The 21,404-nt window shown below is 31.9% G+C and carries 18 protein-coding genes; 1 reads left to right on the top strand and 17 read right to left on the bottom strand.

The features are described from left to right. Window positions 1–105: 105 nt before the first annotated feature. From J3477_RS10495 to J3477_RS10550, 12 genes are all read right to left on the bottom strand, one after another. Window positions 106–795 (bottom strand): ribulose-phosphate 3-epimerase, encoded by a 690-nt coding sequence (locus tag J3477_RS10495; protein WP_206869911.1) that lies wholly within the window; start codon window positions 793–795, stop codon window positions 106–108. 85 nt (window positions 796–880) lie between these two features. Continuing rightward, window positions 881–2,425, bottom strand: a complete 1,545-nt coding sequence (locus J3477_RS10500; protein WP_206869912.1) for a phosphohexomutase domain-containing protein — start codon at window positions 2,423–2,425, stop codon at window positions 881–883. A 152-nt stretch (window positions 2,426–2,577) separates the two neighbouring features. Next, window positions 2,578–3,024, bottom strand: coding sequence for a ribose 5-phosphate isomerase B (rpiB, locus tag J3477_RS10505; RefSeq protein ID WP_206869913.1), 447 nt, complete (start codon window positions 3,022–3,024; stop codon window positions 2,578–2,580). Window positions 3,025–3,155: 131 nt separating this feature from the next. Further along, entirely contained in the window at window positions 3,156–3,827 is a 672-nt protein-coding gene (gene rpe / locus J3477_RS10510) for a ribulose-phosphate 3-epimerase (RefSeq protein WP_206869914.1), read from the bottom strand. Window positions 3,828–3,871: 44 nt separating this feature from the next. Beyond that, window positions 3,872–4,807 (bottom strand): transketolase family protein, encoded by a 936-nt coding sequence (locus J3477_RS10515; RefSeq protein ID WP_206870724.1) that lies wholly within the window; start codon window positions 4,805–4,807, stop codon window positions 3,872–3,874. Then, a complete protein-coding gene (locus J3477_RS10520; RefSeq protein ID WP_206869915.1) occupies window positions 4,803–5,621 on the bottom strand; it encodes a transketolase in 819 nt (272 codons plus the stop codon). Before J3477_RS10520 ends, J3477_RS10515 begins: the two co-directional genes overlap by 5 nt. A gap of 21 nt (window positions 5,622–5,642) precedes the next feature. Next, window positions 5,643–6,674 (bottom strand): zinc-binding dehydrogenase, encoded by a 1,032-nt coding sequence (locus J3477_RS10525; protein WP_206869916.1) that lies wholly within the window; start codon window positions 6,672–6,674, stop codon window positions 5,643–5,645. Between the two features lie 15 nt (window positions 6,675–6,689). Further along, window positions 6,690–7,730, bottom strand: a complete 1,041-nt coding sequence (locus J3477_RS10530) for a galactitol-1-phosphate 5-dehydrogenase (protein WP_206869917.1) — start codon at window positions 7,728–7,730, stop codon at window positions 6,690–6,692. Between the two features lie 51 nt (window positions 7,731–7,781). After that, window positions 7,782–9,053 (bottom strand): PTS galactitol transporter subunit IIC, encoded by a 1,272-nt coding sequence (locus J3477_RS10535; RefSeq protein ID WP_206869918.1) that lies wholly within the window; start codon window positions 9,051–9,053, stop codon window positions 7,782–7,784. A gap of 84 nt (window positions 9,054–9,137) precedes the next feature. Next, a complete protein-coding gene (locus tag J3477_RS10540) occupies window positions 9,138–9,416 on the bottom strand; it encodes a PTS sugar transporter subunit IIB (RefSeq protein ID WP_206869919.1) in 279 nt (92 codons plus the stop codon). Between the two features lie 36 nt (window positions 9,417–9,452). Further along, complete coding sequence (locus J3477_RS10545) at window positions 9,453–9,914, bottom strand: PTS sugar transporter subunit IIA (RefSeq protein WP_206869920.1); 462 nt, start codon at window positions 9,912–9,914, stop codon at window positions 9,453–9,455. A 75-nt stretch (window positions 9,915–9,989) separates the two neighbouring features. Next, window positions 9,990–12,923 carry a sigma 54-interacting transcriptional regulator gene (locus J3477_RS10550; protein ID WP_206869921.1) on the bottom strand — a complete coding sequence of 978 codons (2,934 nt, stop codon included), beginning with the start codon at window positions 12,921–12,923 and terminating at the stop codon, window positions 9,990–9,992. Between the two features lie 486 nt (window positions 12,924–13,409). Between J3477_RS10550 and adhE the strand changes: the two genes are divergently transcribed. After that, window positions 13,410–16,016: a bifunctional acetaldehyde-CoA/alcohol dehydrogenase gene (adhE, locus tag J3477_RS10555; protein ID WP_206869922.1), complete on the top strand. Its 2,607-nt coding sequence runs from the start codon at window positions 13,410–13,412 to the stop codon at window positions 16,014–16,016. Between the two features lie 224 nt (window positions 16,017–16,240). Here the strand turns inward: adhE and J3477_RS10560 are convergent, their stop codons facing one another. The 5 genes from J3477_RS10560 to manA form a co-directional block, all read right to left on the bottom strand. Further along, window positions 16,241–17,020, bottom strand: a complete 780-nt coding sequence (locus tag J3477_RS10560; RefSeq protein ID WP_206869923.1) for a serine hydrolase — start codon at window positions 17,018–17,020, stop codon at window positions 16,241–16,243. Between the two features lie 144 nt (window positions 17,021–17,164). Next, window positions 17,165–18,262 (bottom strand): 6-phosphofructokinase, encoded by a 1,098-nt coding sequence (locus J3477_RS10565; RefSeq protein ID WP_206869924.1) that lies wholly within the window; start codon window positions 18,260–18,262, stop codon window positions 17,165–17,167. A 152-nt stretch (window positions 18,263–18,414) separates the two neighbouring features. Further along, on the bottom strand, window positions 18,415–18,861 hold the full coding sequence (locus J3477_RS10570) for a hypothetical protein (RefSeq protein ID WP_206869925.1): 447 nt from the start codon (window positions 18,859–18,861) through the stop codon (window positions 18,415–18,417). 238 nt (window positions 18,862–19,099) lie between these two features. Continuing rightward, window positions 19,100–19,942 (bottom strand): undecaprenyl-diphosphate phosphatase, encoded by an 843-nt coding sequence (locus J3477_RS10575; RefSeq protein ID WP_206869926.1) that lies wholly within the window; start codon window positions 19,940–19,942, stop codon window positions 19,100–19,102. Between the two features lie 449 nt (window positions 19,943–20,391). Further along, window positions 20,392–21,369 carry a mannose-6-phosphate isomerase, class I gene (gene manA / locus J3477_RS10580; protein WP_206869927.1) on the bottom strand — a complete coding sequence of 326 codons (978 nt, stop codon included), beginning with the start codon at window positions 21,367–21,369 and terminating at the stop codon, window positions 20,392–20,394. Window positions 21,370–21,404 lie beyond the last annotated feature (35 nt).

The raw sequence follows: 21,404 nt of genomic DNA on the forward strand, positions 1-21,404 counted from the left end.
TGAATTACAAAGGATTTTTATTATATATAATAAAATATATATTTAAGATAAAATTTAGTCTATTGTAGGTAAACTAACTTTATGATAAAATTTACGATTTAACAATTAACATTTCTGATTAACTTCACAGTAATTACTATATAGTTCTCTTATGTCTTCTATCTTTTTCTTATATGTTTCTCCATCGTTTTTAAACAAAGCTGAAGTCCCTAAAACAAATACATCTACATTTTGTTTTCTTAGAGCCTCCATCGTAGTTTTATTTATACATCCATCTACTTCTATCATTGGTCTTTTATCAATATCTTCAAATCGTTTATTTAGCTTTCCTATCTTCTCTATTACTTCATACCTGAACTTTTGACCAGCAAAGCCTGGATTCACTGTCATGACCAAAATCATATCTACTACCTCAAATATATATGGTTTTATAATCTCCACAGGAGTATCTGGACTTATTGCCAGTACAGGTTTAATATTTTTTTCATTCAGCAAGTAAATATCTCTTTCTAAATTACTGCTTGCCTCAATATGAAAGGACATGAATTCTGGTTTTAAATATGAATACATCTTGATATATTTTTCAGGATTCATTGTTGCTAAATGTATGTCCAAGGAAATATTGGTAGAATTTTTAATAGCCTCCAAAACATATGGCCCCATGGCTAAATTATTAACAAAAACTCCATCCATTACATCGCAGTGTAGTAAGTCTATCTTTGCTTCTTCAAGCTTTTTTAATTCTCTATCTAAATTTAATTGATTTCCACACATTATTGACGCTGCTAGTTTCATCTATTTGCACCTCCATAATTTACAACAGAATGTTATCATGTAGGGAAACTTGATAACTTAAAGAACTCTCAGGAAGTATATAATTCTAAGATAAAATAAGATTCTTATCTTTTTTATTCATACTACTTACTTCTGACAAATCCAACTGTTCATAATTCTTTAGAAATGATGTTAAAGCATTTAGTATAATACTAGTACCGCCTTTACAATCTGACTCAATATTTATAGGTACCACTGGTTCATGTAGTGACATTCTTAATAACAACCATCCATCACCGTTATCTTTGTCACAATTGATTTTTATTCCTTCATAGTTTTTAGCCTCAATACTCCATCCTGGAATATTAGGCACATAATTTCTTAGCCCACTTATAACTTGACTTCCATAGCTGCTAAACTCCTCAGCTTTTATTTTAACTCTAACTTCCGTACTTTCTAAAGGTTTTTTTAGATTGTTTATTAAACTTTCTATCTTCTTTCCCTGTTCCTTTAGCTTTGCCATCTTAATCAATATCTTAGCTATAAGATAAGCCCCATCATCTAAAAAGTAGTTCTCCTTTAAAGCAGCATGTCCTGAAGTCTCAATAGCAAGTTGACTGTCTAAACCTTCTTCATTCATTCTTTTAGATTCATTTATAACATTTCTATATCCTCTTTTAAATCTATGATGACTTCCACCAAGTTCTGTAATAAAGTCCCTAAGGCCATTTGAAGTTACTGAATCTGTAACTATTATGGAACTCGGATGTTCTTCTAAAACTATAGCTGAAATCAGTGCTATCAATGAGTTTCTGTTTATTTCAGTTCCATCTCCACTAACTATTGCAGCCCTGTCCACATCCGTATCAAATATTATTCCTAAATCTGCTCTTGATTTTATCACTGCATCTCTTATTGATTTCATCGCATCCTTATTTTCTGGATTTGGAATATGGTTTGGAAACATTCCATCAGGATTTAAAAATTGACTTCCTTCAATATCCGCTCCTAATCTTCTAAGCACCTTATTTGCAAAAAAGCCACCTGCCCCATTTCCTGCATCCACAATTATCTTTAGTCCTTGTAACGGATTATTATAATTTGTTTGTGAATTAACTTCATTCCTTATCTTATTCACTAGAATATTTGAGTATTCTTCTATAAAATCTATTTTATTCAAACTACCTTTTGTAGTATAGATAAGCTCTGCTTCACAAGCAATATTCAAGATTTCGCTTACATCTTCTTTTTCACAGCCACCCTGAGGAGTAAAAAACTTAAGTCCATTATAATAGTAAGGCAGATGACTTGCGGTAATCATTATTGCTCCATCACATTTATAGCTTTCATGTATTGTAGTCATAAACATAGCAGGAGTGGTACACATCCCACAATCGTAAACATTGCACCCAACATTGATTAGCAAATCTATTACCTCTTCCTTAATGGAAGGACCTGATAGTCTAGAATCTATCCCTACAGCTATATTAATTTTCTTATTATCAGCATTTTTATTTTTTAACCAATTAAAGAATCCATGTCCTATAAATCTTGCAACTATAGGTGTAAAATTTACGCTATGCTCTAAATTTTCAATAGCTATTCCTCTTATATCTGTGCCGTTTTGAAGCTTCTTTAATTTTTCGATCATAAAAATTCCCCCTAGCTACTTAAATATATTGACGTTTAATTTCAAACTTAGATAATATATTATGTTTTAAAAACTGTTCTTAATACATCATATTACTTATTGAAAACATACAAATTTTCAATAATACCACTTACTTTTTCTAATATAAATAGTTAAACTTCACCGCGCTCAATATTGTCAATCATAGCCAATCTATTGCTGTGTCTTCCACCTAAGAACTCAGCATTAATCCAAGCATCAACTATATCAAGGGCTAAACCTTCTCCAATAACTCTCTCACCTAAGCATAATATATTTGTATTATTATGCTCTCTAGTAGCTTTTGCTGAGAAAGTATCTCCTACTACCGCTGCTCTTACCCCTTTAAATTTATTTGCTGCTATAGACATACCTATTCCGGTTCCACAGCATAATATTCCAAGTTCACATTCTTTTGATACTACTGCTTTTGACACTTTAATACAGTATTCAGGGTAGTCTACGCTTGCATCATTGAAAGTTCCACAATCTTGAACTTCAATATTCTTAGACAATAAATGTTGTCTTATTTTATTTTTGAGATTTATTCCTCCGTGATCACAACCTATTGCAATTTTCATATCTATATCAACCTTTCAATATTTACTAAATTCATAATTGTTGTAAATCTATTAATGACGTAGTATAATCTATAAAAGAATAGGAGAATACTCGCAATATTCTCCTACCTTTTTTATTAAAACTGTGGGGGCTATGGGATGTTTTTAATTTCATTAATTACTTTGTTAAACAAGTCTATGTTTTCAGCTAAATCTTGTTTAAATAGTGATGATCCTATGACAATGTCTCTAGCTCCACAATCAATAACATCTTTAATATTGCCAAGTGTAACGCCCCCATCTACCTGAATCGTAAAGTCATAATTATTTCTCTTCTTGATTTCATTAAGCGCTTTTATCTTATCCAAGGTAAATGGTATAAATGATTGCCCTCCAAAACCTGGCTCTACTGACATTATCAATATTCTATTTGCTATTGGATAAATATGCTCTAAGCAACCTATTGGTGTTGCCGGATTAATCGCTACCCCTGCTTTAATGCCAAAACTTTTTAGGTAATGTATGCTCTTATACAGATGTAGTGCTGCTTCAGCATGTATTGTAATGCTGTTTGCTCCAGCTTCCACTAGTGCTTCTACAAACTTATCTGGTTCTGTTACCATCAAGTGAACATCAAATTCAATATCTGTTAATTTTCTCAGTGCTGCTACTTGGTCTATTCCAAAGGATAGATTCGGAACATAATGACCATCCATAATGTCTATGTGTATTGATTTGATATCTTTATTATTAAAAACCTTAAAATCTTCTCCGTAATTACATGCATTGGCTGACAACAATGATGGTGAAATTATTGTTTCCATAACTTACTCCCCCACTTTTTAATTTTATATATCTCGTATTTTTATTAACCTAAGATTGTTGCTATAACTTCTTCTTTTAAGTGTTCTTTTGTAAGTCCATAGAATTCCATTAAATCCTTTGGTTTTCCTGACTGTCCAAAAGTATCTTTCATTCCTAATCTTTTAACAGAAGCAAGATTTTTTTCACTAACAACTTCACATACAGCTGAACCAAGTCCACCTATTATGCTATGTTCTTCTATTGTTATTATTTTTCCTGTCTTTTTAGCTTCAGATATGATTAGTTCATTATCAATTGGCTTTAATGTTGCCATATTAATAACTGAAACATCTATACCATCTACAGCTAATTCTTTGCTTACTTCCAAAGCCATTTCAACAGTTATTCCTGTAGCAATTATAGTTGCTTTGCTTCCTGATCTAAGTAACTCTCCCTTACCGATCTTAAAGTCACAACCATTTGGATGTATATCTTCTACAGCCATTCTTCCTACTCTTATATATACAGGTCCATAGTATTCAGCAGCTGCCTTTATAGCTTGCTTAGTTTCTTCTCCATCACTTGGGTTAATTACTACCATACCAGGTATACTTCTCATTAAAGATAAATCTTCTATAGCTTGGTGAGACGCTCCATCTTCTCCAACAGTTATACCAGCATGACTAGCAACTATCTTTACATTTAACTTAGGATAAGCAACTGAATTTCTGATTTGTTCAAAAGCTCTTCCAGCTGCAAACATTGCAAAAGTTGATGCAAATGGTATAAGTCCACAAGTAGAAAGTCCTGCTGCTGTTCCTACCATATTTGCTTCTGCTATCCCCATGTTAAAAAATCTTTCTGGTGCAACCTTTTTAAAATCTGCACTTTTAGTTGATTTAGATAAGTCAGCATCTAGTACTACTATATTTTCATTAACTTTTCCTAATTCTGATATAGCTTGACCGTATGCTTCTCTAGTAGCCATCTTCATATTAATTACCTCCCTTGATTTCCTTCAATGCTGCATTTAGTTCTTCTTTACTTGGTGCTACTCCATGCCATCCTGCATTGTCTTCCATAAATGATACGCCTTTTCCTTTATGAGTTTTTGCGATAATCATTGTTGGTTTTCCTTTTACAGTTTTAGCTTCTTCAATGGCATTATTTATTTGTTCAAAATCATGTCCATCAATACATATTACATTCCAACCGAAAGCTTTGAACTTTTCATCTATTGGATTGATATTCATAACTTCTGAGTTTTTACCATCGATTTGTAGACCATTGAAATCAAGAAAAGCAGTTAAATTGTCTAATTTATAATGAGCTGCTGCCATTGCTGCTTCCCAAACCTGACCTTCTTGGCACTCACCATCACCTAAAATTGTGTAAACTCTGTAATCTTTATTCTTAACTCTTCCAGCTAAAGCCATTCCATTTGCTGCTGATAATCCTTGACCTAGTGATCCTGTTGACATATCTATTCCTGGAACTGCCTTCATATCTGGATGACCTTGTAGTATTGAATGTATTTGTCTTAACTTACCAAGCCATTCTTCTGACACTATACCTTTTTCCATCAAAGTTGCATATAGTGCAGGTGCTGCATGACCTTTTGCTAAAACAAATCTGTCTCTATTTGGATCTTTTAAATCATTAAGGTTTATATTCATTTGCTCAAAATACAAAACTGTAAGTATGTCAGCTATTGATAATGATCCACCTGGATGTCCTGACTGAGCTTCTGTTATCATCACTAATATTTTTTCTCTTATTTTTTCTGAATGTACCTTCAATAAATCTGCATTCATAACAACACTTCCTTCTACAAATTAAGATCTAATAACTACTTTTATTTCAGTTCCTTGCATTGCTGCATCGATTCCATCTCTCCAGTCATCAAGTGGAACTATCTTAGTTACAAGCTTTTCTGTATCAACTTTTTTATTTTTTAATAATTCTAATGAAGTTACCCATGAACTTGGTTTTTGTGATCTACAGCCTATATAGTTTATTTCTCTTTGAACTATGACTTCTTGATTCATTTCATTCATGCTTTTAGCAAATATACCAACTTGAACAAAGTCACCTTTTTTCTTTACAAGCTTCAATCCTTGATTAACCGCATGGATTACACCGGAACAGTCAAATGCCTTATTAACTCCATAATTATTTGTTTTTTCCATAACTACTTTTTCTAAATCTTCTTGTAGTATATCCACTACTCTGTCGATTCCAAGTTCAGTAGCCAAATTCATTCTTTCTTTATCCTTTGTTACACCTGCAAGAATTACATAAGCTCCTTGAGATTTTGCCACTTGGCTTACTAGTAATCCTATAGGTCCTGGACCAAAAACTAGAACTACATCATCTTTTACTACTGTTGTCTTTTCCAAGGCAGCATGTACACAGCAAGCAAGCGGTTCTGTTAAAGATGCAGAAAGTGATGATACTTCCTCTGGTAATACGTGAACACTTTCTTCTCTAGATATTACGTATTCAGCAAAACTACCATTTACCTGAGTACCTATTCCTTTTCTTGATGGACACAAGTTGTAGTCTTTGCTCTTGCAGAAATCACATTCTCCACAAGTTTCAAAAGTCGTTTCACTTGTAACTCTATCTCCAACCTTAACTTTTTTTACTTCAGAACCTACTTCTACAACCACACCAGAAAACTCATGACCTAAAACTACTGGAGTTTTTATATTAGCATACTCTCCTTTAAAGGAATGAAGATCTGAACCACATATTCCGCTAAACTCAACCTTTATTTTTACCAAGTCCTTTTCAGCTGTTGGTTCAGCCATGTCTAATAACTCCATATTGTCATAGCCTGGCTTAGTTTTTGTTAATGCTTTCACTTATAAATCACCCCTCTAGTCTTGTACTATCATTATTTTGTTATATTCTTCTTTTCTAGCTCCTATCATTTCAAAAGCTTTAGCTGTATCTTCTAGAGAAAATCTATGTGATATAAGTTGTTTTAATTTAATCTTCTTTTGTTTTACATACTCGATACTTTTAAACCATTCTTGTCCTGGGAATGGTGCAGAATATGAATTCCAGAAACCTTGGATAGTCAATTCTCTTCTAAAAATACCTTCAAATGCTGCTTCTGATAGCTCAATTCCTGCATGTCCTATACCTTGATAACCAATTTTCCCTTTTTTCTTAGTAACAAGTAAGCACTGTTCTTGAGTTATCTTTGATCCAGCACACTCTATACAGATATCTACTCCAAATCCATTAGTTAATTCCATTATCTTTTCTACTGGATTTTCTTTTAAAGCGTTTATTCCAATATCTGCACCTAAACTCATAGCTTCAGATATTTTCTTATCTGATATATCTACTGCAATGATTCTTTCAACACCAGAAACTTTAAGCCATTGAATTGTAAGTTGTCCGATAGTTCCTGCTCCAAGAACAGCTACCGTATCCCCAAGCTGAGGATTTATATTTAATACCCCATGAAGTGCTACTGCCAAAGGTTCAATCATAGCAGCTTCTTCATAATCAATATCATCTATCTTTAACACATTAGATGCTTTTACATTTACATATTCTGCAAATCCTCCAAAAGAAGTAGCACCTAACATATCGTAACTCTCACAAAGTGAAAATTGTCCTTTTTTACAATACTCACATTGATGACATGGTTCTAATGGAACTGCAACAACTCTATCTCCAACCTCAAAACCTTTAACATTCTTACCTACTTCAGCTATATATCCTGAAAATTCATGTCCTAATATAGCTGGTACAGGATATTTCCATTTCTTTAGTGCTCTTGGAGGATCTGACCCACATATCCCTGCTGCCTTAACCTTTATCTTAACTTCATCATCTCCATAAGGCTTTATCTCGATATTTTCATACCTTATATCTCCTACTGAGTGCAATACTGCTGCCTTCATAATTTCCTCCTCCTACTTTTATTATTTTTATTATTTTATATATTTAAATTTTTAGAATATCGCTTTAGCTAATTCAGCAAATTTTAATATTAACCAGTTAAATAAGTTACCACCCATATCTAAACTTGATATTTGAGTTGCACCGTTTGGCATATGGAAGTTTGCATTTGCCATCATTGATGTATGAACATCTGCAAAGTTTGTAGCCATGAATAATGATATAGCTATTAATATAGTTCCAGTGATTACTGAGTGAACGATATTTCCTTTTCTAAATCCAACTATAAAAGCCATGTAGAAAGGTATAGTTGCTAAATCTCCGAAAGGTAATACTTTATTTCCTGGTAGTATTACAGCTAAGAATAATGTAATTGGAACTAGGATTAATGCTGTAGCCATAACTGATGGATGTCCAACTGATACAGCCGCATCTATACCGATGTATAATTCTCTTCCAGCATATTTCTTTTGAAGCATTTTTTTAACTGCATCTGATATAGGAATTAAACCTTCCATTAATATTTTTACCATTCTTGGCATTAAAAGCATTACACCGGCCATTGATATACCTGTTTTAAATATAGCTCCTGGATCTTGTCCAGCTAGTGCTCCAAGTACACATCCAAGTATTAAACCCATCATCATAGGTTCTCCGAAGATACCAAATCTTTTTTGAATTGATTCAGGATCTGCATGTAATTTACTTATTCCAGGTATTTTTTCTACTACATTTCCTATTAAATATCCTAAAGGTGCAAAAGCTGCAGTTGATCCAGTTGGAAGTGATATACCATCTAGGTCATAGAAGTTTTTAACCATAGGAGCAGTTTTATCTGCTACAATTAAAACAATAATTTCATATAGTACTGCACAAACTATTGCAAACCACCAACTACCAGTTACTATATATCCAGTTGCTCCTGCTGCAACAAAGTGCCAGTAGTTCCAGATATCAATATCAAGTGTGTTTGTTAATTTAAAGAAAATCATTATTAGGTTAACAGCTAAGCATATTGGTATTAATATTGCTGCAACTGGTGAAGCCCAAGCTGCTGCTGCTGCTGCTGGCCATCCAGCGTCTATTACTGTTAGATTCAAACCAAATCTTGAAACCATATCTTGTGCTACAGGTCCTAATGTTCCTGTTAAAAGTCCAGCTACTAGATTTATACCTACGAAACCAATACCAATTATTATTCCTGATTTAAAAGCTTTTTTGAAACCTGTTCCAAATATTAATCCGATTACTAAGATTGCGATTGGCAATATTGCCGTTGGCCCAATTCCTAAGATGTACTGAACAATTCCCATAAGTTTATCCATTATACATACCCCCATAAATTAGATTTTATTTTTATTTAAACTGTCTTTTTACTTTTTATATAAAAAGACAGATTTAAAGCTTTTTTACTTTAGTTGATCTAGTATTTGCTGATCTAACTTTTCTGTACCAATTCCAGTTATATATGCTGTTGCTTTAATAGCTGGTATACTATAAGTTGTTGGTAAAATTGTAGTTGAAACTATTAAATCTGCCTGATCTTGTAATGATACTACTTCAGCTATCTTACATTGTCTTATTTCTGCATCTATACCATGTTCTTTAACTAAATTCTCAACTCTGTCACAAACCACCGTTGAAGTTGCAATACCTGCTCCACAAGCCACTAATATACGTTTTTTCATATTAAATTCCTCCTAAAATTTTATTTATACGTTTACTTAATTCATTGTATCTAACAACTTAATTACTTCTTCTTCATTCTTAGCTGATATAATTTTATTAATCACCTCCTCTTGTTGAATCAAATTCATTAATTCTTTTAGAGCTTCTAATTGACTATGTGGCTTATTTAACCCCAACATGAAAATTAGACTTACTTCAGTTTCTATAGTTTCATCATCCATTTGCTTAAAACAGATTGGTCTTTCTGGTACCACTACTGATATAAACTGATTATTAACATACTCTGCTTCAGTATGAGGAATGGCTACACTATAATTAGATAATTTTATTCCTGTTGGGAAAACTTCTTCTCTAGACATCAATCCTTGCAAAAAATCTTCTTTAACATATCCATACTTATAAGCTTCTTGGTGCATCAGTTGAAACAATTCATTTCTACTTTTACATGGTAAATTTAGTTTTATTAATTCTTTCTTAATATAACTGCTTATCTCCATTTCAATTCTCCTTTCCTACTCCAGTCACTATATTACTTAGCAATCTCCGTGCCAAGATTTTGGCATCTTTTGATTTTATGAAAACATTTTCTTCACTTCTATATTTGAAATCTTTGCAGATAGCTGATTTAAAAGGTTTTCATCTCTTATCATATTAAATAATTTTTTAATTTCTTCTCTATTATTTTCTTTTAGTGCCAACATAAAAACTAAATCTACCATTACATCTCCATCCCATTGAACTGGATTTTTTAGTTTGGCTATAGAAATTACTGGTTTTATAACATTTTCAGGAAGTCCATGAGGTATTGCAACTTTATTATTAAATATGCCACTACCCATTCCTTCTCTTTTATATACACTTAGAGCAAATTTATTATTTACATATCCATTACTTTCAAGTTCTTGAGTCATCTTATCAAGAACATCTTCTTTAGATAATGCATCTAGATCTAAATATATTAAATTTTCCTGTATTAAAGATTCCAGTGTTCCTTCTTTGACTTCTTCTTCTTTTTCAACTTCACTATATATATCCATTAATTTTTCTAATCTTGAAATACCTTGCCCACTTAAAAGACTTTCATATGAAATAAAAGGTACTCTCTTTAATTTTGGATTAATAGTTCCGCAAACTGCTAAAATCTCATATTCCATGGAAATTTTGTTTACTTCATCTTCTACATCATGCTTGTCTATAAACCCTATTGGAAATATCTCTATCCCAGAATTCATCCTCTTTAAATGATTTTGTAGGAATTTTTTTATACTTAAGGCATTACCATGTCCAGTCAAGCAAACTGTTACTAATGCCTTTTTTCTGCTCTTCAAATAATTAGCGTTTGACACCTCATCTTTAAAGGTTCCTTTGTACATTTTGGATTGGTTTAACTCTTCAACAATATTTTCTAAATTTGCACCTTCTATTGATGCCTTTCTTACTGCTTCCAAAGCTATAAGCGTATCTACTCTTCCAATTGTCTTTGTTGGAATTCCAGTTACTTTTTCTACTGCTGAAGCAAATCCACCTAACGATCCCATATCAACTAATAATAAACAACCTCTACCTTCATCAACCTGTTTTACAACCCTAATAGTTCTTTCCAATGCATCTTCAGGAGATTCATCTAGCTCTATTTCAATACCTACAGCATCATCTACTCCAAGAAGCTGATTGGCAACCTCGGCCATACCTTCTGCTACATGACCATGGGTAATTATTATAACTCTTACCTTTGGTTCTAGAATGAGTTCATCAGAGCAAAACTTATTAATATATAAAGCTATATATCCTGATTCATCCTCTGGTATTTTTAGTTTTGTAGCTTTTTCAATCATCTTTCTGATTTTTTCTGCAATTTCAAACTCCTGAGTTAATTTGTTCTTATTTCTATTAATATTTGATTTTATAATTTTTTTCCCAGTCAAAATTCTCTCTATTGTAAAATTAATGTGTATTGCTAATGCTATAAAGAAGCTCTTATTGATAACCTTGTACTTTCCTCTAACAAGCTCAAGTATACCTTCTGTAATATCAATCACTTCTGGCATAACAATAGTTTTAAGTTCATTAATATTAAGTAACTTAGCTATATTCTTATTACTCATTATCTTACCAAGCTTGTCTTCTACTTTTTCATGAAGAATTTCATCTATCTCTTCAACCTTTAAGCCTTGCTTTTCAAGTAATTGGAATTCATTTTCAATGTACTGATAAATCTCATTTTCATTGACATATTCGTTTATCTGGCTCTTAGAACTCTCCATATTTTTTATATCTATATATAAATCATCAGTAACTAAGTTCATTAATGTCTTATTAATTGCTCCGCCTTTTAAAAATGGACTTTTAATAAAATTATTTAAATCCTCCATTTCTATTAGTACTTCATCAGTATTTTGTGACATATATTTAACGTAACTCTTTGCACATATTACTTGAATATCACTTTTTAATTGTCCAATATTTCCTTGACAGTTGTATAACATTAGACTCATTAATACATCTTTAGAAACCAAAAGGTTTTTATTTATTCTATTAGCTTCTCTTATTAGAAACATAATTATTATTTCTAATCGCTCCGATAACGGTCTATCATTTAACTTAGGAAGCTCAATAAGCATAGGAATTCTTCTTCTGAAGGTTAATAATAGATTAGACTCTGGGTTTTCTGTAGTAGCTGCCAAAATTAAAACGTTTACGTTTCTTTCAGTGTTTGTTTCTCCAAGCCTTCTATATTTACCTTTATCTATAAGATAAAATAGTATCTCTTGCCCTTCAGGCGGGAGTCTGTGTATTTCATCTAGAAACAGTATTCCACCATCAGCTTTATCAACTAACCCTTCTCTATCTACGTTAGCTCCAGTATATGCTCCTTTTACCACTCCAAATAATTGAGATATCAATAAATTTGCATTCTCAGCATAATCTGCACAGTTAAATATAACTAAAGGAGCATCCTTAGGCTTGACCTTACTATGAATAGCAAACTCATACATACATTCAGCGAGTTCACTTTTTCCAACCCCCGTACCACCATAAATAAGTGTATGAAGTCCGTGAGGAGGGTATAATATTGCAGCCTTAGCTAAGTCAATCTTGTTTTTAAGGCTTCCACTAACTCCTATTAATTTATTAAAGCAAGTGTCTCTTCTATCAGTTTGTTTTTCAATAAATTCTCCAGCATTTATTATCTCTTTTTCATTTTGTGCCAATTCTTCAGCATGATCTTTCATCACTCTAGATATTATGTTTCTAGAAATTTCGTATCCTCTTTCAATCATTAATTCTGTTAGCTTTCTCTCAGATACATTAGGATTGATTTTTAAAACTTCTTTTAAATCCTTCAATAAAATATCTTTCCTTCTATCCCTTGAATCTGGAATATTTAGTTTATTTCTTTCAGCAATAATTTTTGCTCTTGGCATAGATAGCATTTCACTAAGTTCTTGATCAGTATATGGATTCTTTTTATCCTCAGTTTTAATAATCTCAATCAATTTATCCATAAATTACTCCTCCAATACATTTCTCTACTAAAAATGATAGACCTTATTACACCTCATCTCTAATTTTACTTTAAACATATGTATTATTATTTTATCAGTAAACTGGCATGTTTAGTTATGATTTTTGTTCAATCTTGGTTTGGTAAATTTGTAATAATAAGAAACTAATTATGTAATAAAACAATTTATGCCATATTATAATTTAAGCAATAATTGTGCCAATACATTATAAGCCAAGATATAGTTAATTATTTGACAATTACATTGATTTAATGTGAACCTTTTTTGTATATTTTCAGTATTTCATTTGTCTATTATTCTGTTTTTTCTAAGCATTTTTGGTTATTACAACTAAATACTTTGGTATTAATAAAATATTTTTCTTGAATTTTCTAAAAATTTTACTTGCCTTATAAAAAACTTTGTTATATTATTAACATGATAATTAAATTTTTAACAAACTTTTTTTGAAAGAGGGGATCTATAATGAAGGTTGTAAACAATGAAGATCTATTAAAAAAACTCGACGAGGTAAAAAAAGCACAAAAATTATTTGCCACTTACTCCCAAGAAAAAGTAGACGAGATATTTAGAAATGCGGCTATCGCTGCAAACAATGCAAGAATTAAATTAGCTAAAATGGCTGTTAATGAAAGCGGAATGGGAGTCCTTGAAGATAAAGTGATGAAAAATCATTTCGCCGCTGAATATATTTACAACAAATACAAGGATGAAAAAACTTGTGGAGTTATTGAGTACGATGAAGCTGCTGGTTTTAAGAGAATTGCTGCACCAATCGGAGTAATAGCTGCTGTTATTCCAACTACAAACCCTACTTCTACTGCAATTTTTAAAGCTTTAATAGCTTTAAAAACTAGAAATGGAATAATATTCTCCCCACATCCTAGAGCAAAAAATGCCACTATTGAAGCTGCACGAATTGTTTTAGATGCAGCTGTTAAAGCTGGTGCTCCAGAAGGTATAATCGGTTGGATTGACGAGCCTAGCATTGAACTTTCTCAAACAATAATGAGAGAAGCAGATATGATATTAGCTACTGGTGGTCCTGCTATGGTAAAGGCAGCTTATTCTTCTGGAAAACCTGCTATTGGTGTTGGAGCTGGTAATACCCCTGCAATCATAGATGATAGTGCTCATATAAAAATGGCAGTTAGTTCAATTCTTTTATCTAAATCTTTTGACAATGGAGTTATCTGTGCCTCAGAACAATCTGTTTTAGTTCTTGATTCAATATATGATCAAGTAAAAACTGAATTTGAGGATCGAGGTGGTTACGTCTTAAAAACCGCTGAAGCTGAAAAGTTAAGAAAAATACTTTTAGTAAATGGTAATATAAATCCTAATATAGTGGGACAATCTGCTATAAAAATAGCTGAACTTGCAGATATCAAAGTTCCTGATAATACAAGAGTGTTAGTTGCTGAAACAGAAATAGTGGATTTCTCTGAACCTTTTGCACACGAAAAGCTTTCACCTGTTCTTGCTTTATACAAAGTAAAAACTTTTAATGAAGCAGTTGAAAAAGCTGAATTTCTTATTGAGCAAGGTGGTCTAGGTCATACATCAATACTTTACATCGATACTTTAACTCAGAAAGAAAAAGTAGACAAATTTACTTCGGCTATGAAGACAGTAAGAACATTAATAAATGTTCCTGCAACCCACGGTGCTATGGGAGATGTGTTTAACTTCAGACTAACTCCTTCTTTAACTTTAGGCTGTGGTCCATGGGGCGGAAATTCAGTATCAGACAATATAGGACCTAAGCACCTACTAAATATTAAGAACGTGGCTGAAAGGAGAGAGAACATGCTTTGGTTTAAGGTTCCTCAAAAAATCTATTTTAAATATGGTTCTTTACCTTTTGCAATAAGAGAGCTTAAGGATATGAATAAGAAAAAAGCTTTCATCGTTACAGATAGAATATTAAATGAGCTTGGATATACAGATAAAGTAACATCAGTTCTTTCAGAAATAGGTGTTGATTATAAAGTATTTACTGAGGTTGAGCCTGACCCTACTCTTTCAACTGCAATAAAAGGCTCAAAAGAAATGCTAAATTATGAACCTGATGTAGTAATTGCTCTTGGCGGTGGTTCTCCAATGGATGCTGCCAAAATAATGAGAGTTTTATACGAACATCCTGAGATAAAATTTGAAGATGTTGCCATGAGATTTATGGATATAAGAAAAAGAATTTGTCCTTTCCCTAAGTTAGGAACTAAAGCAATGATGGTAGCTATAGCAACTTCAGCTGGTACAGGCTCTGAGGTTACTCCATTTGCCGTAATCACTGATGAGAAATCTGGTATAAAATATCCACTTGCTGATTATGAACTAACTCCTGATATGTCCATAATAGATGCAGAACTTATGATGAATATGCCTAGAGGGTTAACTTCCGCTTCCGGAATAGATGCCTTAACACATGCAATTGAAGCTTATACTTCTATCCAAGCATCAGAATATACAAACGGATTAGCTTTAGAAGCAATTAGATTAATATTCAAGTACCTACCAGCAGCATACAACGAAGGTACAACAAATATAAAAGCCAGAGAAAAGATGGCTCATGCTTCCACAATGGCTGGTATGGCTTTTGCCAATGCATTCTTAGGAGTTTGTCATTCAATGGCTCATAAGCTTGGAGCTGAGCATCACATACCTCATGGTATAGCAAACGCTTTGTTGATAAATGAAGTCATCAAATTTAATGCTGTTGACAATCCAAAGAAACAAGCTGGTTTCCCACAATATAAATATCCTAATATAAAAAGCAGATATGCTAATATAGCCGATCATGTGAAACTTGGTGGAAACACTGAGGATGAAAAACTACAATTATTAATAGCTGCAATAGATGATTTAAAATTAAAGATTAATATCCCAATGTCTATTAAGGAAACTGGAGTATCAGAAAGCTCCTTCTACAGAACTTTAGATGATATGTGTGAACAAGCTTTCGATGATCAATGTACTGGTGCAAATCCTAGATATCCATTGATAAGTGAAATTAAAGAAATGTATATAAATGCATTTGAAGGTGTTGAAGATACTAAAACTTCAAAATAATTTATACTATTCATAAAAACTTGGGGATGTTTAAGCACCTGTTGAAATTAAGCATAGCCAAAAACTTAAGCATATTTTAAATTTCCATCTACGATATTATTCACAATAAAAAATCAGTACATCAACAAGTTTAAGTTGATGTACTGATTTTTTCTATATATCCCATTTATATTTTTGCAAAATTATAACTCCTAGAAATCTAGGAGTTATCAAGAGCTTAAGGCTCAATGCCAATTATTCATTAAATTATCCCACATCATCTTACCACATTTAGCAAGAGTTATTGTTCCGTAAACACTGTTTGGTATATCCATAGACAATACTGAGAATGCAAAACTTCCTTTGCTTAATTCTATAAGCTCAGTATCATTTTCAACACCACTCTTATCTCCAGTTTTACTTGAAATATCATATTTCAAATCTTCTGGAATATAAAGTGCTAATTTATTTTTTATCTGCTGTCTTCTCAAGATGTCTACAAGCATTGTGCTATTTTCTTTATTCAAATAAGTAGCTTTATAAAGATGTTTCCATAGAAGACATAAATCATATGCACTAGTCATATTTTCAACATCTGAATGTTTGTGTCTCTCATCAGTAGTCTTTCTGTTTAATTCTGTATTCTTCAAGTCCATTTCTTTTAATATTTCATTTATTCTGTCCATTCCAATGATATCAATTATCTTATTTGCAGCAGTATTATCGCTTTGTATCAACATCGCAACTAAAAGTTCAAACACAGTATAGTCTCTATCATTAAATTCATGAATAATTCCAGTACCATAAACTTTATCTTGCTTTTCTATCTTTATTTTATCCAAAAAGTTAAGTTTTTCTAGCTCAACTTCTCTAATTAAAGCTATAGCAATTGGAAGCTTCATACAACCTGCTGCTGTCATTTTAACGTTTTCATTGTACCCATAAGTATACCCACTCACCAAATCCTCGAAGAAAAATCCATATGTTCCGATCCTTGTCTCTAAATATTTTTTTATCTCCTTCATAATACCCTCCAGCTTTCTATGTTTGATGTCTATACTAATTATAGCATATTTTCAGAATATTTAGAAGTATTTTATAAATATTCTTATTATTTCTATTTTAAGCTTTATAAAAGCACTAATTCATATGAATTAGTGCTTTTGATATTAATCTCCAAAGGAAATTCCTATTTTTTTAGCAACAGTTACTAGTTCTCCATCTGGATTTACATCCTTAGTCTTTCCAATAACATTCTCTAAGCTTTCGTAAGAAATAGTATCGCCTTTTAAGCAAACCATATTTCCGAACTTTCCTTCATTAATCAATTCAACAGCAGCTGCACCATATCTAGTTGATAATATTCTATCATAAGTAGAAGTATTTCCACCTCTTTGTATATGACCAAGAACAGTACTTCTTACTTCATGATTTTTTATTAAATTTTCTAAATCTATTGCTAATTTATTTGCAATTCCACCTAGTCTTATTGGATCAGGTGAGTCAGCAACAACTTTAGAAACAACTACTTCACCATTTAATGGTTTAGCACCTTCAGCTACTACGATTATTGAGAATGGTTTACCTTCAGCTTCTCTTTGTCTTATTTTATCTACTATCTTATTAATATCATATGGGATCTCAGGTATTAATATAACATCAGCAGAACCAGCGATTCCTGATTCTAAAGCTATCCAACCTGCATTTCTTCCCATTACTTCTAAAAGCATTATTCTATGATGTGATTCAGCAGTAGTATGCAATCTATCAAGAGCTTCAGTTGCAATTTCTATAGCAGTGTTAAATCCAAAAGTTACATCTGTAGCTTCTAAATCATTATCTATTGTTTTTGGAACTCCTATAACATTAACACCTTTTCTTGCAAAATCTCTTGCAGATGTAAGAGTTCCATCTCCACCTATTACTACTAATGTATCTATGCCCTCTTTTTTCAAGTTTTCAACTCCAACATCAGATACATCTTTTTTCACAAGCTTTCCATCTTCTTCAACTTGATAATCAAATAAATTATCTTTGTTTGAACTATATAAAATAGTACCTCCTCTGTGAAGAATTCCAGATACTGACTCAAGTGTTAGAGGAACTATATCGTTGTTATAAAGACCTCTATATCCAAACTTGTAACCATAAACCTCATAACCATACTGTAATATAGCAGTTCTAGTAACTGCCCTTATCACTGCGTTTAGCCCTGGGCAATCTCCTCCACCAGTTAATAATGCGATTTTTTTTACTTTTTCTGCCATCTCATATCCCCCTCTACCCGAATGTTCATTCTTTTATATATTTTGTGTAAATGTGTACATTAATTTCTATTTAATGATATCACATTAAAATCTTTGTGAAAAGTATATTTTTTTAATATTGAAAATTTTATAAAATATTCTCAAAATTTAATTTATTTCATCATTAATTCTTTATTTACTTCCTCGTATTTTTGTATATCTCCTGCATTCTCTGTTTTTCTCATGTTTCCATGCATCTCTAAATAGAAGCCTTTATCATCAATCAAATTCATATCTGTTAGTTTTTTCAAACTATCTATAGAAAATAGAGCTTCCCATTCTTCTTTTCCTATATATTCTTTATATTCGCTATATTCATCCTCTGTTAGTACTGTCTCATATTCACCATCGTAATATAATATGAGTTCGCCATTCATTTCCTTCAAATTTTCTACCTTTGCCCAAACTGGCTCATCTATAGTATTTCCCTTGATTATTACAATAAGTTGATTTTTAATTACAAGCAATTTACTTAGCTGTACCCATGATACATCTAAATCATTCTTACTCCATTTTTTCCTATCAAGTATAACTTTAATTCTATCTGCAGCTGTAGACATATCCTCACTCCATTCTTTTTATGTTATTATTCTCTTTAATATGTCTATTAATTCAAATATTAATTAGCAAAAACGGAAATTTTTCAAGTTTAATTATAAAGCTTTATAATTTTTGCCTTTAATAAAGTCTTCTATTAGCTTGCCCAGACAATTAAAATATTATAGTATTTAAAAATTCCAAAAAAAGTTGAGTACATATTAATTTCTCTTATGTACTCAACTTTTATGTTATATGTTCTTATTTTATTATTTTAGCTAGTATTAACGCTATTAAGATAAGTCCTGCAAATAATCTATAAACTGCAAAAACTCTCATAGGTTTCTTCTTTAAGAAAGCTATAAATCCATCTACAACAAGTAATGCAACTATAAATGCTACAACAAAACCTGCCACTAACGCAACTACTTGAGTAGAATTTAGCGTAGAGTAATTGAACTTTATCATTTTAAGAGCAGATGCTCCCATCATTATAGGAATAGCTAAAAAGAATGAAAATTCTGCAGCAACTGCAGTATTTAACCCAGAGATCCAGCCTCCAATTATTGTAGATGCACTTCTAGACATTCCAGGCCACATCGCTAAACATTGGAAAAGACCTACTTGTATAGCTTGCCCATAACTAATTTCATCAATATCTTTAACCGCTCTAGCTCTTTTAGCTTTCTTTCTAAAGCTATTTTCAGCCACAATTAAGAAAATACCACCAACTATAAATCCAATAGCAACAGTCTTAGAACTAAATAAATACTCATCTATCAAATCATTGAATAATACTCCTAAAACTAGTGCTGGAATTGTTCCAACTATTATTACTAACCAGAACTTAATTCCTTTTTTCTCAAACTTGAAGAAGGATTTTATCATTGTCCATATCTTATTCCAATATAAAACTACAATTGCAAGTATTGCACCTAATTGTATAACTATTTCAAACATTTTAGTAAATTCTGTTCCATTAAATCCAATTAAATCACCAACTATTATCATATGCCCAGTAGACGAAACAGGAATGAATTCAGTTATTCCTTCTACTATAGCAATTATTATAGCTCTTAAAATAAATAAAAAATCTAACGCCATATGCTCACTCTCTTTCACTTGTTATTTGACATACCACTTAATTATAAAATTTGGTAGTTATTTTGTCCATTAAAAATTAATTAAATTTAGTTTACATTAGTGTGAATTCTCATCTATGTTAAAGCACTGAAATTAATTGGTTAATCATCCGACGCTTTAATGAGCTTATGCAAAGAATTAATATGATTTTGTCATATTCCATGGCTAAAACTGCAAACTCACTACGTTCGAACAGTGCAGTTCCTTTACGCCATTCCATCTGAAAAAATCATTTAATTCTAATAGCTCGCTCATATAGCGTCTCCTGTTTAACCAATTAATTTCAAAAATCTTCTTAAACATTGCCCAAAAAAAATTCCAAGCTTCAGGAAGAGATAAGACCAAAACTTGAAGTTTAAGTCCTATCACTTCTTTACTCCTGGAATCGATAAATCTAAAACCTAAAATCTTTATTTTTTAACTACTTCTAATATTTCGCCTTCTACTTTTGCAACATCTGGTACAAAGCTCTTTAATAGTGAAAGACTTCCTGAAATTTCGTATTCTCCAAGATTTGCAGGAATGAATACACTATCACCTTTTTTAACAGGAATTTCACCAGCTGAGTACTTAATAGTACCTTTACCTTCTACACAAGTGAATATGTAGAATCTTTCTGCATCACTGGACTCCTTAACTGCCTTCTCTACATCGTACTTTATTATAGTAAAATAATCACAAAGAGCTAAGTATGTCTTGGAGAACCCATCAAGGTCTACTTTTAACCCGTTACTGTTTTCACCCTTTAAGCTGAAATCAATAACATCCAAAGCTTTTTCAACATGAATTTCTCTTCCTCTATTATAATCATACACTCTATAAGTTGTATCACTATTTTGTTGTATTTCAGCTATTACAACACCTTCTCCTATAGCATGAACTAATCCGCTTTTAACAAAGAAAAAGTCACCTTTCTTAACTTCAAGCTTATTTAAATATTCATCAAAGTTTCCAGTGTTAATTGCATTAATAAATTGTTCTTTTGTACAATTTTTAGTTCCTACAACTAAATTAGCACCTTCAAAAGCTTCAAGTACATACCAACATTCAGTCTTTCCTAAGTCGCCTTCTACTCTTAAACCATATTCATCATCTGGATGAACTTGCACAGAAAGTTTATCTTTCGCATTTATAAGTTTAACTAAAAGAGGAAATCTATTCTTATCGATTTTAGTACCAACTAATTCGCTTCCTAGTCTTTCTATAAGTTCCTTAAAGGAAGTTCCTTTATATTCGCCATTGGAAACTACACCAGTTCCATTTGGATGGCATGCTATATCCCAGCTTTCCCCTATTTCTCCTTCTGGAAGATTATCTCTAAAAAGTTCGAAGTCTCTTCCTCCCCATATCTTATCATAATAGATATTGTCAAAAATAATTGGATACATAATGTATTCCTCCTTTGTAGTACTTCTTAATATAT

Origin of the sequence: Clostridium zeae (assembly GCF_017312485.1) — a bacterium.
In the GTDB taxonomy this organism is placed as follows: Bacteria; Bacillota; Clostridia; order Clostridiales; family Clostridiaceae; genus Clostridium_AR; species Clostridium_AR zeae.